This window comes from Nocardia exalbida NBRC 100660, assembly GCF_000308575.1.
GTDB classification, from domain to species: domain Bacteria; phylum Actinomycetota; class Actinomycetes; order Mycobacteriales; family Mycobacteriaceae; genus Nocardia; species Nocardia exalbida.
In genome coordinates, this window is the sequence record NZ_BAFZ01000048.1 from 1 (window position 1) to 13,745 (window position 13,745).

At 71.6% G+C, this 13,745-nt stretch carries 14 protein-coding genes; 10 read left to right on the forward strand and 4 right to left on the reverse strand.

All coding sequences use genetic code 11. The annotated features are described in order from the left end of the window. Positions 1-669: DNA glycosylase AlkZ-like family protein (locus ON29_RS10460; RefSeq protein WP_245548894.1), on the reverse strand; the 669-nt coding region annotated here is incomplete at its 3' end. A gap of 112 nt (positions 670-781) precedes the next feature. Then, positions 782-1,120 carry an ArsR/SmtB family transcription factor gene (locus tag ON29_RS10470; RefSeq protein ID WP_040866015.1) on the reverse strand — a complete coding sequence of 113 codons (339 nt, stop codon included), beginning with the start codon at positions 1,118-1,120 and terminating at the stop codon, positions 782-784. 105 nt (positions 1,121-1,225) lie between these two features. Between ON29_RS10470 and ON29_RS10475 the strand changes: the two genes are divergently transcribed. From ON29_RS10475 to hisH, 9 genes are all read left to right on the forward strand, one after another. Beyond that, entirely contained in the window at positions 1,226-2,452 is a 1,227-nt protein-coding gene (locus tag ON29_RS10475) for an MFS transporter (protein WP_051175068.1), read from the forward strand. A 12-nt stretch (positions 2,453-2,464) separates the two neighbouring features. After that, the gene (locus tag ON29_RS10480; RefSeq protein WP_051175069.1) at positions 2,465-3,466 is read left to right on the forward strand and encodes an alpha/beta hydrolase family protein; all 1,002 of its coding nucleotides are present in this window, start codon (positions 2,465-2,467) and stop codon (positions 3,464-3,466) included. 68 nt (positions 3,467-3,534) lie between these two features. Then, complete coding sequence (locus tag ON29_RS10485) at positions 3,535-4,401, forward strand: arylamine N-acetyltransferase family protein (protein ID WP_040866085.1); 867 nt, start codon at positions 3,535-3,537, stop codon at positions 4,399-4,401. A 47-nt stretch (positions 4,402-4,448) separates the two neighbouring features. Then, positions 4,449-6,200 (forward strand): penicillin-binding transpeptidase domain-containing protein, encoded by a 1,752-nt coding sequence (locus tag ON29_RS10490; RefSeq protein ID WP_051175082.1) that lies wholly within the window; start codon positions 4,449-4,451, stop codon positions 6,198-6,200. Between the two features lie 99 nt (positions 6,201-6,299). Further along, positions 6,300-7,931, forward strand: coding sequence for a serine/threonine-protein kinase (locus ON29_RS10495; RefSeq protein WP_083863349.1), 1,632 nt, complete (start codon positions 6,300-6,302; stop codon positions 7,929-7,931). A gap of 188 nt (positions 7,932-8,119) precedes the next feature. After that, a complete protein-coding gene (gene hisD, locus ON29_RS10500; protein ID WP_040866017.1) occupies positions 8,120-9,457 on the forward strand; it encodes a histidinol dehydrogenase in 1,338 nt (445 codons plus the stop codon). Further along, a complete protein-coding gene (locus tag ON29_RS10505) occupies positions 9,454-10,587 on the forward strand; it encodes a histidinol-phosphate transaminase (protein ID WP_040866018.1) in 1,134 nt (377 codons plus the stop codon). The genes hisD and ON29_RS10505 overlap by 4 nt, the downstream gene beginning before the upstream one ends. Before the next feature lie 45 nt (positions 10,588-10,632). Further along, positions 10,633-11,247 carry an imidazoleglycerol-phosphate dehydratase HisB gene (gene hisB, locus ON29_RS10510; RefSeq protein ID WP_040866019.1) on the forward strand — a complete coding sequence of 205 codons (615 nt, stop codon included), beginning with the start codon at positions 10,633-10,635 and terminating at the stop codon, positions 11,245-11,247. Beyond that, positions 11,244-11,879 carry an imidazole glycerol phosphate synthase subunit HisH gene (gene hisH, locus ON29_RS10515; protein ID WP_040866020.1) on the forward strand — a complete coding sequence of 212 codons (636 nt, stop codon included), beginning with the start codon at positions 11,244-11,246 and terminating at the stop codon, positions 11,877-11,879. The genes hisB and hisH overlap by 4 nt, the downstream gene beginning before the upstream one ends. A gap of 41 nt (positions 11,880-11,920) precedes the next feature. On the opposite strand, the gene ON29_RS10520 is transcribed toward hisH, so the two are convergent. Further along, complete coding sequence (locus ON29_RS10520) at positions 11,921-12,382, reverse strand: Rv1363c family protein (RefSeq protein WP_040866021.1); 462 nt, start codon at positions 12,380-12,382, stop codon at positions 11,921-11,923. A 279-nt stretch (positions 12,383-12,661) separates the two neighbouring features. Beyond that, positions 12,662-13,180 carry a nuclear transport factor 2 family protein gene (locus ON29_RS33765; RefSeq protein WP_051175070.1) on the reverse strand — a complete coding sequence of 173 codons (519 nt, stop codon included), beginning with the start codon at positions 13,178-13,180 and terminating at the stop codon, positions 12,662-12,664. A 99-nt stretch (positions 13,181-13,279) separates the two neighbouring features. On the opposite strand from ON29_RS33765, the gene ON29_RS10530 reads away from it, so the two are divergent. Further along, positions 13,280-13,741 carry a MarR family winged helix-turn-helix transcriptional regulator gene (locus ON29_RS10530; protein WP_040866022.1) on the forward strand — a complete coding sequence of 154 codons (462 nt, stop codon included), beginning with the start codon at positions 13,280-13,282 and terminating at the stop codon, positions 13,739-13,741. Positions 13,742-13,745: the final 4 nt, after the last annotated feature.

The following is a 13,745-nucleotide window of genomic DNA, read 5'->3' on the forward strand; positions in this document are numbered from 1 at the left end:
GGTCGCCGCGCCGCGGGCCAGCAACGCTTTGTGCGTCTCGGCTTCGACCTCGGCCCACCAGCCGGCCGTATCGCCGTCCCCGATGCCCGCCTGCGTCAGGTACTTGCCGTAGGTGCGCCGCTGCTTGTGCGCCAGGGCGTCCGCGCACGAAGCCTGGAGAATCGGAACCGATTCCACCGGCACGACGAACATGGTGCGCCGCATGGCGAGCATTCGCAGCAGCGAACGATCCTCGTAGAGCGCCTGTTCGACGTCGGAGGGCGTGAGCCCGTCGGCACGGGCCGCGACGGAGAGGTACACGGTCGCCGGATCGGTCGCGTGCAGCGCGACCATCGAGCGGGCGATCTCCGCGACCCGCCCGGTGCGCTCCGGCATCGCCAACCGGTGCCGCACCGCCAGCCGAGCGCGCCGCTGCGCGGCATCAATCGAACGCATAGGCGAATCGTAACGTCCGCGCCGTGGCTCAGAGGCCGCCGGCTTGCCGCCCGCTTCGGCGATCTGCCGCAGCACGTGCGCGCAACCGCGGATCGGATCGTTCGCCAGCCGATTGCAGTTGTCCTCGAAAAGGGCGCGCAAGTCGTCGACCGGGAAATTGCGCAGGACCGGATCGGTCGTGACCAGCTCGGCGACGGTGGCGCGGCCGGTCGCCGCGGTCGCGTCGTCGGCCACGGCGACCAGCGCGCACAGGGCGACGGCGGCGTCACGGAAACTCCCGCCGCGCAGCCGGTTCCGGTCGGCCTAACAGGGCCGCGACGCCGGGGCCTGCCCCCAAAAATCGGAATCAGCTCGCGGGTTCCCAGGCGCGGACCAGGTCGAGCAAGCCAGGGAAGCGCGCTTCGAGGTCGGCGACGCGCACCTGGCTGCGGCGCTCGAGTCCGTAGCGCCGCTGCCGGGTGACGCCCGCCTCGCGCAGCACTCGGAAATGGTGCGTCAGCGTGGATTTCGGCCGGTCGATGCCGAACCAGGAGCAGGGCCGGTCGTTCTCGGGGGAGTCCAGCAGGAGCTTGCGGACCATGGCCAGGCGCAGTGGGTCGCTCAATGCGGCGAGGACCTGGTCGAGGCGCAGATCGGCGTGATCCGGCTCGGGCAGCACGGCGGTGTCCTCGGTAGCCGCTGGCATCGCGTCTCCTCGCTCTCGGCTGCTTTGTACGACTTCTATCGTACTACTGCCGCATGTTCGGTTATTGTCGTACCAGTACGAGTAAATTCGAACAAAGGAGTGGTGATGGGATCGACGGTGACGCGGCCCCGCGCGGAAGTGCGCCGAACGAACGGCTCGTCGGTGTGGCGGGCGGCCTGGCCGGTGTTCGCGGTGTTCGTGCTGTCGAACGCGCCGACGCCGCTGTATGTGGTGTGGCAGCGGACGATCGGTTTCTCGTCCGGGACGCTGACCGCGGTGTTCGCCTGCTACATCGTCGGTTTGCTGGGAGCGCTGCTGGTCGCGGGCGTGGTGTCGGACCGGGTGGGGCGCAAGCCGGTCCTGCTGCCCGCGGTGGCGGCGGCGATGGCGGCCTGCGTGCTGTTCGCGATCGCGCAGTCGGTCCTACTGCTGGCACTAGCACGGCTGCTCACCGGTGTGGCGGTCGGCGCGGCCGTCTCGGCGGGCATGGCGGCGGTCACGGACGTGGGCGGGCCCGACCGCAGACGCGTCGCCGCGCTGGCCGCCTCCACGGCGATGGTGCTCGGGGCCGGAAGCGGCCCGTTGCTGGCGGGCCTCCTGTCCGAAACGCTGCCCGGTCCCACGGTGACGGTCTTCGGGCTCGAGATCGCCGTGCTGGCGACGGCTTTCGCGGTGACAGCCCGGCTGCCGTTGCCCGCGGGTCCCGGCGGACGCGGGCCGTGGATCCGGATTCCTTCGGTCGCGTGGGAGGGGCGGACCGCCGTGCTGCTCGGGATCGCGGTGTTCGGACCGGGGATCACCGCGACGTCGTTCGTCCTGTCGCTGGGGCCGTCGGTGCTGACGCATCTGCTCGGCGCCGCCGACCGGGTGCTCGCGGGTGCGGTGGCGTTCACGATGTTCCTCGCCGCGACCGGAGTTCAGTTCGCCGCGCGGCGATTCGGCGTGCGCACCGTCCTGCTCGGCGGCGCGGCCGCGACCGTGACGAGCATGATCGCGCTGGTGCTGTCGCTCGCGACGACCTCGCTCGCGTTGTTCGTGACGGCCGCCGCGCTCGCCGGGGCCGGTCAAGGGCTCGGCCAGTTCGGGGGCCTGACGGCGATCGGCGCGAGCGTGCCGGGCGGGCGGCTGGCCGAGGCGAACGCCGCGCAGAACGTCGGCGGCTATCTTCCGGCCGCGGCGCTGCCGCTGACCGCCGGGTTCCTCGCCGACGCCTACGGGTTGAGCGCCGGGGTGGCCGTGTTCGGCGCGGTGGTGGGTCTCGCCGCCGCCGGGGGCGGACTGCTCGTCCTGACGCGCCTGCGCCGGGACGCCGCGACGCCGCTGACGGCGTGACATCATCCGAGGATGCGACGGGCCCATCCGGTACTGCTTCTCTGCTGCGCGCTGGCCGGCGTGCTCGTGACGACAATCGCTGCCGCGCCGCGTGTCTCGGCGGATCCGGCTTGCGCGACGGGTGTGACGGTGCGTCCGGTCTCGCTGACCGTGGACGGTGAGGAGGCGACCGGGCGGGTGTACGAGCCCTACCGGTGCGCCGAGGGGGACGTGACCCCGGAGGCGCTCGTGGTCGCGGTGCACGGGCACGACGGGTCGTCGGCGGATTTCGCCGGTTACCTCGAGTCGATCGCGCGGCGCACCGCGACTCCGATCCTGTCGATGGATCTACGCTCCGCCGACAGCCGGTGGCGCACCGGAGAGTGGAATCTGTGGGCGGGCCGGCGCGACGTCGTCGCCGCGACCGCGTGGTACCGCCAGGTCCACGGCTCGATCACCCGCACGGTGCTGTGGGGCTGGAGTCAGGGCGGCATCACCAGCGGTCTCGCGGCGGCGCACGGTCCGCGCGGGATGTTCGACTACTGGGTCGACAACTACGGTCCCGCCGACGATTTCACGATGTGGCTGGGTGCGGTGGCCGTGGACCCGGCACTGCCCGCGCAGATCGAGCGCGACGCGGGTGGCTGCCCGCCCGCCGCTTGCCCGCTCGCCTACGCCGAACGCTCACCCGCCCTGCTGGCGGCCCGGATGGACGTGCGGCGCGCGTTTCTCGTCCACGGCACCGCCGACGACGTGGTGCCCTACGCCACGAGCGTCGAGATGCGCGCGGGGCTGGCCGCCGCGGGCAAGCCCACCTCCATGTACACCGTCGTCACCGGGCGCGACCTGAACGGGCGGGTGGCGCCGGGCGACCACAGCGTCGGCCCGGCCTTCTTCGAAGGCGGCTGCGTCGTCGAGCGCCTGCTGCTCGGCACGGAACCGGTCGACGGCCCGGACCGCGACTACCTCGTCGACGTCGCGCACGGCGTCGTCACCGCCCCGCCCGCACCCGCGGGCGCGAAGTGCGCGGCGTGAGGCGCCGGGAACACGATCGTCGTCCAGCGCGGTTGATCGAGAAGACCGAACGACGAAGCGAGGACGTGATGAGCAAGCCGACCGACCCGGCCTACCACTGGAACGGAGCGGATCTCGATCTGGACGCGTATCTGGCCCGGATCGGTTTCGACGGCGAGCGCGCCCCTACCGTCCGTACGCTGCACGAGCTGGTGCGGGCGCACACCACCGCCATCCCGTTCGAGAACCTGGAGATCATCCTGGGCCGGTCGATTCCCCTCGACCTGGCGACCTTGCAGGACAAGATGGTGCGCCGCCGCCGCGGCGGCTACTGCTACGAGAACGTCGGACTGTTCGCGGCCGCGCTGGAACGACTCGGTTTCGGCGTCACCGGGCTGAGCGGGCGGGTGAGCATGGGCGCGGGCGCCGGGTTGCGGCCCGCCACCCACGCGTTGCTGCGCGTGACGACCACCGACGACGACCGGGTGTGGCTGTGCGACGTGGGCTTCGGCGCCGGACCGCTCGCGCCGTTCGAATTGTCCTCGGAGACCGGCGAATTCGCGGCGGGGGAGTGGAAGTTCCGGCTGGAGCGCACGCGCGGGGAGCTGGATTCCGAGCTGTGGGTGCTGCACCAATACGGCCGCGAGGGATGGATCGACCGGCACAGTTTCACGCTGAATCCGCAGTACCGCATCGACTACGCCGTCGGCAACCACTTCGTGTCGACCTCACCGCGTTCCCCGTTCACCACCCGGCCGTACGTGCAGCGTTTCCACCCGGACGCGCACCACGTGCTGGACGGCACCACGTTCGTCACCGAGTATCCCGACGGCACGAGCGACACGCGGGAACTGGAACCCGCCGAACTCCCCAAGATCCTCGCCGAGGTGTTCGACATCGACCTCACCGACGACGACGCCGCCGCGCTGGCCGAGGCCAGATGGGCGCGCGACTGACATCGCGCCCCGCCCGGCATCGCGCTCGGCCCGATAGGGTCGTCGGCGTGCGTACCAACCGGAAGTCCCTCGTCCTGTTCGCCGCACCGGTGCTCGTGCTCGCCGCCTGCTCATCCGGACCGGATCAACCCGATACCGTGGCCGGGCAGTTCGCCGAGGCGCTGAACCACGACGACGTCGCCGCGGCGGCCGCGCTCACCGACAACCCGGCCCTGGCCTCCGACACCCTCGGCGCGCTCTACGAGGGGCTCGGCAAGGACGTGCGCTATGAGGTCCGCTCGGTCGACGACGAGAGTTTCACGCTGGCCGCCACCTGGAAACTGGGCGGGGACGGCAAGTCCGAGTGGACCTACACCACCAACGGCACCGCGCACGACGACGGGAGGGGGTGGCGGGTGAAGTGGGATCCCGCCACGGTCGCCCCTGGCCTGGCCGGCGGGCCGTTGAGCTACAGCAGGGTCTATCCGGAACCGGCACGCATCCTCGATGCCGCGGGCGGCGAACTGATGACCGAGCAGATCGTCACACTGGTGAATCTGGCCCCCGGCGCCGACCTCGCCGCGGTCGCGGAGCTCCTCGGCCCGCTCTCGCCCGGCCTCGGCGCGCCGTCGCTGCAAACGGAACTGGCCGCGGCGCAAGGCAAGCCGATCACCGCGATCACCCTGCGCGAGACGGACCTCGCCCCGATCCGGGAGCGCCTGACCGCGCTGCCGGGCGTCACCCTCGCCCCGCAGACCCGGCTGCTGACCACCGACAAGGCGCTGGCCGCCCCGACGCTGTCCGGACTGGCCGAGTTGTGGCAGGAGTCCGCCGACGCGAACGCCGGGTGGGCGGTGCGCGCCCAGACCCCGCAGGGCACCCAGCGCGTCGCCGGGACGGACCCGAGGCCCACCGCCGACATCGCGACCACGCTCGATCCCGGCCTGCAGCGCGCGGCCGAGGCGGCGCTGGACCCGGTCGCCCAGCCCGCCGCGATCGTCGCCCTGCGGCCCTCGACCGGTGCGGTCGTCGCGATCGCGCAGAACGCCGCCGCCGACGCGCAGGGCCCGATCGCGCTCACCGGGCTCTACCCGCCGGGATCGACGTTCAAGACGGTCACCGTCTCCGCCGCGCTGCAGGCCGGCGCCGTGACACCCGACACCGTGCTGCCCTGCCCCGGTACGGCGAACATCGAGGGCCGCCGCATCCCCAACGACAACAACTTCGATCTCGGCTCCGTCCCGCTGCACACCGCGTTCGCCCGGTCCTGCAACACCACGATGGGCGCGCTCGGCGCGCAGTTGCCCGCCGATGCCCTGACGAAAGCCGCCGCACAGCTCGGACTCGGCATCGACTACGTCACACCGGGCCTGACCACCGTCACCGGAAAAGTTCCCGCGGCGCAGACCTCGGCGCTGCGGGTGGAATCGGCGATCGGTCAAGGGCAGGTGACAGCGTCGCCGTTCGGCATGGCTCTACTCGCGGCGTCCATCGCCCGCGGCGCCGTGCCCGCGCCCACCCTCGTCGCGGGCAAGCCGGGCACCCCCGACCGGACGGCGGACGCACTGCCGCCGCAGGTCGACGACCAGCTGAAAGCCATGATGCGCGAGACGATCACAGACGGCACCGCGACCCAATTGCGCGACCTCCCGGGGCTGCTCGGCAAGACCGGTACCGCGGAGTACATCGATGACGCCCACGCGCACGGCTGGTTCGTCGGCATCGACGGCGACCTGGCATTTGCCGTGTTCATCAGCGACGCGAGCAGTTCGGCGCCCGCGGTGGACGCCGCGGGCCGGATGCTGCGTGCTCGCGGATAGTCCGTGCCGGGCGATTCGGGGCCGCGGAAAGGTCCGGCTGACGCGTGCGAGTGTTCCGGCGCCCGCTACACTCATCCCCGGACCGCGTGAGTAATCAATATGCGGGATGTCACGATTTCGAGAAGGTTCGGAGTAGGCGCCATCGATACCGGTCAGTTGATCGCGGAGCATTACCGCCTGGTCGAGCGGATTGGTAGCGGCGGCACGGGCGTGGTCTGGCGTGCCGTCGACGAACGCCTCCAGCGCTCCGTTGCCGTCAAGCAGATCCACATCCAGCCGAGCCTGCCCGAGGCCGAACGCGTCGTGGTGCGCCAGCGCGCCATCCGGGAGGCCCGCAACGCCGCCCGCTTCCAGCATCCGAACGCGATCGTGGTGTTCGACATCACCGAGCACGACGGCGATCCCTGCCTGGTGATGGAGTATCTGAAGTCCAAGAGCCTGGCGGCGGTGATCGGCGCCCAGGGCACGTTGCCGCTGACCCAGGTCGCGCGGATCGGCGAGCAGGTCGCCTCGGCGCTGATCGCCGCGCACCAGGCGGGCATCGTGCACCGCGACGTGAAGCCGGGCAACATCCTGCTCGACGATCACGGCACGGTGAAGATCACCGACTTCGGCATCTCCCGGGCGACCGGCGACGTCACGCTCACCGAGACCGGATTGATCTGCGGCACCGCCGCCTACCTCGCGCCGGAGGTCGCCCGCGGCTCCGATCCGAGCCCCGCCTCCGATGTGTTCGCGCTGGGCGCCACGCTGTTCCACGCGCTCGAGGGCGAACCGCCCTACGGCGCGGGCTCCAACCCGCTCGCGGTGCTCTACGCCGCCGCCAACGGTCAGCTGAGCGAACCGCGCAACGCCGGGCCCGCCACGGATTTCCTGCTCGACCTGCTCAGCCCCGAGCCACGCGAGCGCCCGAGCATGCGGGCCGCGCGCGACCACCTCGCCGCGTTCGCCGATGCGGGCCCCGCGCCGGTGGCCGCCGGGTTCGTACCCGCCAGCGAAGCCTTCACCCGGCCGAGGGCGGGGGAGCCGGAATCGGCGACCCGCGCGCTGCGGCCCTCGGCGATGGCCTCGGCGCCCTACACGCCGACCGAGCGCCAGCCGCGTCCCCGTCCCACGCCCCCGCCGCCGGTGCACTCGGACACCGCGGCCCATCCCCGCACCATGGCGCAGCCGCGCCCGGCACCGAGTCAGGGCTCGGGAGGGAAACGGCGTGCGGTGCTGATCGGCGCGCTGATCGGCGCGGTCGTGGTGGCCGCAGCCGTCATGGTGAACATGCTGAGTTCGTCGGGCTCGAACACCAACGCCTCGCAGGGCGGTACCTCGTCGGTGGTCGCCTCCACGCGCCCCGGCGGCAACACGACCTCGGCCGCCGTCCCCGTGGGGGAGACGAAGAGCGTCGGCAAGGCCGACTCGCGGCAGTCCATCGATATGGTGGTGAACTTCTACAACAACCTCACCTACCTGAGCCTCTCCGCTGCCTGGAAGCAGCTGACCCCGGCCGCCCAGCAGGTCTACGGGAGCCAGCAGGCCTTCGAGGACTACTGGACGCAGAACCGGGTCACCGGCTTCAACACCGTCGACACGGCCGGAGGGGGTACCGGTACCAATGCGGACGGTTCGGTGGACGTCAACGTGGCCAGCGTGACCTACGGCGGCCAGAACAAGTCGGTCACGCTCCGGGTGATCAACCCCGGCAGCGGGTCTGTGCAGATCGACAGCGACACTCGCTGACGCGGGCGCAGGAGAGCAACGCCACAGTTCGGCGCACCGCGGGCACCTACCGACCGCCGACCTGCGCACACCGCTGCCTCGCGACCCGGCCGCCCGGACCACCGCGAAAACGGCTCGCGTCGGCCCATTAGGCTGGTAGCGGCAACTTTCCTGTTGCGGATTCAGCTGGAGACAAGGACCGACACCACATGACATCCCGCATCGAGCTCGCCCGCGTCGATCTGCGCGGTCGTACTCCCTCCGTCGCCGAGCTGCGCGCCGCGCTGCCGCGCGGGGGAGTCGACGTGGACTCGGTGCTGCATCAGGTGCGTCCGGTGGTCGAGGCGATCCGTGATCAGGGCGTGTCGGCGGCGCTGGAGTTCAGCGAGCGCTTCGACGGGGTGATCCCGGCGACGGTGCGGGTGCCCGCGGCCGAGCTGGAAGCCGCGCTGGAGCGGCTGGACCCGGCGGTCCGCGCGGCGCTGGAGGAGTCCATCGCCAGGGCGCGCAAGGTGCACGCCGATCAGCGTCGCACGGACAAGACCACCGAGGTGGTGCCGGGCGGCACGGTCACCGAGCGCTGGGTGCCGGTCGAGCGGGTCGGCCTGTACGTGCCGGGCGGTAACGCCGTCTACCCGTCCAGCGTCGTGATGAACGTGGTGCCCGCGCAGACCGCGGGCGTCGGCTCGCTGGTGGTGGCGTCCCCGCCGCAGGCGCGGTTCGGCGGGCTGCCGCACCCCACCATCCTGGCGGCCGCGCAGCTGCTCGGCGTCGAGGAGGTATGGGCGGTCGGCGGAGCCCAGGGCGTGGCGCTGCTGTCCTACGGCGGCGTCGACACCGACGGCGCGCAGCTGGAGCCGGTGGACCTGATCACCGGGCCGGGCAACATCTACGTCACCGCGGCCAAGCGGCTGTGCCGCGGCCTGGTCGGCATCGACGCCGAGGCGGGCCCCACCGAGATCGCCGTCCTCGCCGACGCGACCGCCGATCCGGTGCACGTCGCCGCCGACCTGATCAGCCAGGCCGAGCACGACGTGCTCGCCGCCAGCGTGCTGGTCACCGACAGCGAGCAGTTGGCCGACGCGGTGGACGCGGCGCTGACCACGCAGCTGACCGTGGTCAAGCACGCCCACCGGGTGGGTGAGGCGCTGCGCGGCAAGCAGTCCGGCACCGTCCTGGTCGACGACATCGAGCAGGGCCTGCGCGTGGTGAACGCCTACGCCGCCGAGCACCTGGAGATCCAGACCGCCGACGCCGCCGCGGTCGCGGCGCGGGTGCGCAGCGCCGGAGCGGTGTTCGTCGGCGCGTACGCGCCGGTCAGCCTGGGCGACTACTGCGCAGGCTCCAACCACGTGCTGCCCACCGCGGGCTGCGCGCGGCACTCCTCCGGGCTGAGCGTGCAGACCTTCCTGCGCGGGATCCACGTCGTGGAGTACACCGAAGCGGCGCTGAAGGATGTCGCGGGCCACGTGGTGGCGCTTGCGAACGCCGAGGACCTGCCCGCGCACGGCCAGGCCGTGCAGGCGCGTTTCGAGGCCCTCTCGTGACGCGCGCGGCGAGCGCGCCCGGCGCGGACCTGACCCTGGACGACCTGCCGCTGCGGGAGAACCTGCGGGGCAAGAAGCCTTACGGCGCACCGCAGTTGACGGTCCCCGTGCAGCTGAACACGAACGAGAACCCGCATCCGCCCAGCCGGGCGCTGATCGACGACGTCGCCGAGTCGATCCGCGCGGCCGCCGCGGACCTGCACCGCTACCCGGACCGCGACGCCGTCGCGCTGCGCACCGACCTGGCGCGGTATCTGACCACGCAGACCGGTATCGCGGTGGACACCGGCAACGTCTGGGCCGCCAACGGCTCCAACGAGATCCTGCAGCAGCTGTTGCAGGCCTTCGGCGGACCGGGCCGCTGCGCGCTGGGGTTCGTGCCCTCGTACTCGATGCACCCGATCATCTCCGAAGGCATCGACACCGAGTGGATCGAGGCGAAGCGCAACGCCGACTTCTCCCTCGACATCGACCAGGCTCTGGCCGCGATCGCCGAGCGCGCACCCGACGTGGTGTTCGTGACCAGCCCGAACAACCCCACCGGGCACAGCATCCCGCAGGAGGACCTGGCGCGCATCCTCGCGGCCGCCCCCGGCATCGTGGTGGTCGACGAGGCCTACGGCGAGTTCTCCGCGCAGCCGAGCGCCATCGGGCTGATCGACCGGTTCCCCGCGAAGCTCGTGGTGACCAGGACGATGAGCAAGGCGTTCGCGTTCGCCGGTGGGCGCCTGGGCTATCTGGTCGCCGCGCCCGCGGTGATCGACGCGATGCTGCTGGTGCGGTTGCCCTACCACCTGTCGGTGGTCACCCAGGCCGCCGCGCGCGCGGCCCTGCGGCATGCCGACGAGACGCTCGGCAGCGTCGCCGAACTGGCCGCCCAGCGCGACCGGGTGGCCGCGGCATTGCGCGAACTCGGATTCGACGTGATCCCCAGCGACGCCAACTTCCTGCTGTTCGGCCGCTTCGCCGACGCCGCGCGCAGCTGGCAGCGCTACCTCGAGCACGGCGTGCTGATCCGCGACGTCGGCCTTCCCGGCTATCTGCGCACCACGATCGGCCTCGCCGCCGAGAACGACGAACTGCTGCGGGTCAGCGGGCTGCTGGCAGGCAGCGACCTGGCACCGCGATGAACCAGCGCCGAGAAGCCATCGGCGACAACCCGATTGGACGTGAGCATGAGTAGGACCGCCCGGGTGGAGCGGGTCACCAAGGAATCCGGCATCGTCGTCGAGCTGGATCTGGACGGCACCGGCAAGACCGAGATCGCCACCGGCGTCCCGTTCTACGACCACATGCTGACCGCGCTCGGCGCGCACGCGAGCTTCGACCTGACCGTGCGCGCGGAGGGCGACACCGAGATCGAGGCGCACCACACGGTCGAGGACACCGCGATCGTGTTCGGTCAGGCGCTCGGCAAGGCGCTGGGTGACAAGGCGGGCATCCGCCGGTTCGGCGATGCCTACATCCCGATGGACGAGACGCTGGCGCACGCCGCCGTCGACGTGTCCGGCCGCCCCTACTGCGTGCACACCGGAGAGCCGGAGCACTTGGTGCACACGGTGATTCCCGGGTCCGGTCCCGGCGCGCCGTACTCCACCGTGCTCAACCGCCACGTGTTCGAGTCGATCGCGTTGAACGCGCGCATCGCGCTGCACGTGCGGGTGCTCTACGGCCGCGATCAGCACCACGTCACCGAGGCCGAATTCAAGGCGGTGGCGCGTGCGCTGCGCGCCGCGGTGGAACTCGACCCGCGGGTGAGCGGGGTCCCCTCGACGAAGGGAACGCTGTGAGCGCGAAAACGGTGGCCCTGCTCGACTACGGGTCCGGCAACCTGCACTCCGCCGAACGAGCGCTGACCAGGGCGGGCGCCCGCGTCGATGTGACCGCGGACCCGCAGGCCGTGCTCGCCGCCGACGGGCTGGTCGTGCCGGGAGTCGGGGCGTTCGCCGCGTGCATGGCGGGACTGCGTGCGGTGCGGGGCGAGCGCCTGATCGGTCAGCGGCTGGCCGGCGGGCGCCCGGTACTGGGCATCTGCGTCGGCATGCAGATCCTGTTCGAGCGGGGTGTGGAATTCGGCGAGCAGAGCGACGGGTGCGCCGAATGGCCGGGCACGGTCGAACGGCTGTCGGCGCCGGTGCTGCCGCACATGGGATGGAACACCGTCTCCGCCCCGGCCGACAGCGTGCTGTTCGCGGGCCTCGACGCGCAGACGCGCTTCTACTTCGTGCACTCCTACGCCGCGCAGACCTGGGACCTGCCGCCCAGTGAGCACTTCGCCGCGCCCAAGCTGACCTGGGCCGAGCACGGGGTGCCGTTCCTGGCGGCGGTGGAGAACGGCGCGCTGTCGGCGACCCAGTTCCACCCGGAGAAATCCGGTGACGCGGGCGCCCACCTGCTGCGCAACTGGGTGAACTCGCTGTAGGGCGATCCCGCGCACCGAGGCGCGCGGGACCGCCGCTGCGGTCAGTGCTTGCGGACCTTGCTGACCAGCCAGCGTCCGTCGACGTTGTCCACCGTCACGGTCATCGCCATGCGGCTGGTCTGCGGCAGACCGTCGGTCTCATCGCTGGTCACCGTCCGCACCACGTCGACGTCCACCTCGGCCCGGTTGTCGTCGCCGGAGACGATGCGGCAGTCGGCCGAGTTCGCCTCGGCGCGGATGTGCGCGGCCTCGGCACTGGATTGGATGTTGGCGCGGAAGTTCTCGAACTCGGCGCGGAACTCTCCGGTGCTGAGGTCGAGCATCCGGCGGGTGTGTTCGCCGAACCGCGCGTAGTCGTAGGTCGCCGCGGCGGAGCCGAATTCGCATCCCGCCAGACGCGCCTCCTCGGGCGCGGCGGCGTTGGCGGCGGGCGCGGCGACGAAGGCCGCGAAGCAGGCTGCTGCCGAAAGCGACAGGGCGGCAGCGATTTCAGATCGTGACATGCACTTCCTCGGTGCGAAAGGGAAGCGGCGACCGGGGATGATCACCGAGCGGAGACGTTACCTTCCGCACCGCCCGGGCCGCGGTTATGCCGACGACCGGGCTGGTAGGTCCGGGCATACGCCGACCCGTCTTCGGGGCTCGGTGCGGATTCGCGAGTGGCCGTCCGGTCCTGCGGTCGACGGGGATTCGGTGTTCAACGGCTACCCCGTGGGACGCGTGCGGGGCACAGTGCGCAGTGCTCGCCTCCGCTGTCACCGCACGCGTGCTCGCCGCGCCGATCAAGGACGCGTGCCGGTGGACCAGATCGGGGTGGTCTGCACCCGGGACAGCCGCCAGCCCTCCTCGGTGCGGACCGCGTCGAAACGGTAGACCTCGCCGAGGGTGTACTGCGGACGCGGAATCGTCCCGTCGGAGGAGGCGGGTGCGAACGTGGCGATCAAGTTGGCCCGCACGTCGGCCGTGTCGCCGCGCAGATCGATCAGCACGTTGCCGATCACGTGCTGAATGCGCTTGTCCTCGCCGTGGTTGCGGCGCGCCTGGGCGATCAGCGCGTCGCGCCCCTCGGCGGTACCGCCGGGCGTCTTCGCGGTCGCGTCCGGGGTGTAGATCGCCCGCAGTTCCTCGAAGCGGCCCTCGTCCAAGGCGCGGCCGAGCCGGTCGACCAGAGCGGTGACCTGCCCGCGGTCCAGCATCTCGCGCACCTCCGGCGCGGGGGTCGCGGCGGCGGAGGCGCAGGCGGCGGTCAGGGCGGCCAGCGGGAGAACGAGCAGGGGGAGGGCCGAGCGAATCTTGCGCATCGGAGTCGCCTTCCGAACAGAACGTTGGTGTGTCCAACGTTGGTAGCTCCAACGTAACAGATCGTGGGTGCTGCCAACAAGTCTTGTTAGAGTGGCCGCATGGACATCGCGCACGAAGACGCCGCCGGGCGGCTCCGCGTCCTGCCCACCAGGCTGGTCAATCAGGTCGCGCTGGTGGCGAATCGGGCGACCGAGCGGGCGCTGGAGCCCACCGGCTCCCGGCGGCACCATTACGCGCTGCTGGCCACGCTCGGTGAGTTCGGTCCGGCCAGCCAGGCGGAGCTGGGCAGGCGCACCCGGATCGACCGCAGTGACGTGGTCGCGGCGGTGAACGATCTCGCCGCCCGCGGGCTGGTCGAGCGCAACCCCGACGCCGCCGACCGCCGACGCAACATCGTCACGCTCACCGCGGCGGGCGCGCGCCACCTCGACGATCTCGACGAGCGCCTGAAGGTCGCCCAGGACGAATTGCTCGCGGGCTTCTCCGAGCGCGATCGGCAGACCCTGGTCACGCTGCTGACCCGCATCCTGGACGCGCACGCGGCAGGCCCGTCGCGGTGATCGA

Excerpts from the sequence above, each read along its gene's own strand:
- ON29_RS10485 (WP_040866085.1), top strand. The coding sequence starts at position 3,535 with ATGAGCAAGCCGACCGACCCGGCCTACCACTGGAACGGAGCGGATCTC.
- ON29_RS10495 (WP_083863349.1), top strand. The coding sequence starts at position 6,300 with ATGCGGGATGTCACGATTTCGAGAAGGTTCGGAGTAGGCGCCATCGAT.
- ON29_RS10520 (WP_040866021.1), bottom strand. The coding sequence starts at position 12,382 with ATGTCACGATCTGAAATCGCTGCCGCCCTGTCGCTTTCGGCAGCAGCC.
- hisB (WP_040866019.1), top strand. The coding sequence starts at position 10,633 with ATGAGTAGGACCGCCCGGGTGGAGCGGGTCACCAAGGAATCCGGCATC.
- hisD (WP_040866017.1), top strand. The coding sequence starts at position 8,120 with ATGACATCCCGCATCGAGCTCGCCCGCGTCGATCTGCGCGGTCGTACT.
- ON29_RS10475 (WP_051175068.1), top strand. The coding sequence starts at position 1,226 with ATGGGATCGACGGTGACGCGGCCCCGCGCGGAAGTGCGCCGAACGAAC.
- ON29_RS10530 (WP_040866022.1), top strand. The coding sequence starts at position 13,280 with ATGGACATCGCGCACGAAGACGCCGCCGGGCGGCTCCGCGTCCTGCCC.
- ON29_RS10470 (WP_040866015.1), bottom strand. The coding sequence starts at position 1,120 with ATGCCAGCGGCTACCGAGGACACCGCCGTGCTGCCCGAGCCGGATCAC.
- ON29_RS10480 (WP_051175069.1), top strand. The coding sequence starts at position 2,465 with ATGCGACGGGCCCATCCGGTACTGCTTCTCTGCTGCGCGCTGGCCGGC.
- ON29_RS33765 (WP_051175070.1), bottom strand. The coding sequence starts at position 13,180 with ATGCGCAAGATTCGCTCGGCCCTCCCCCTGCTCGTTCTCCCGCTGGCC.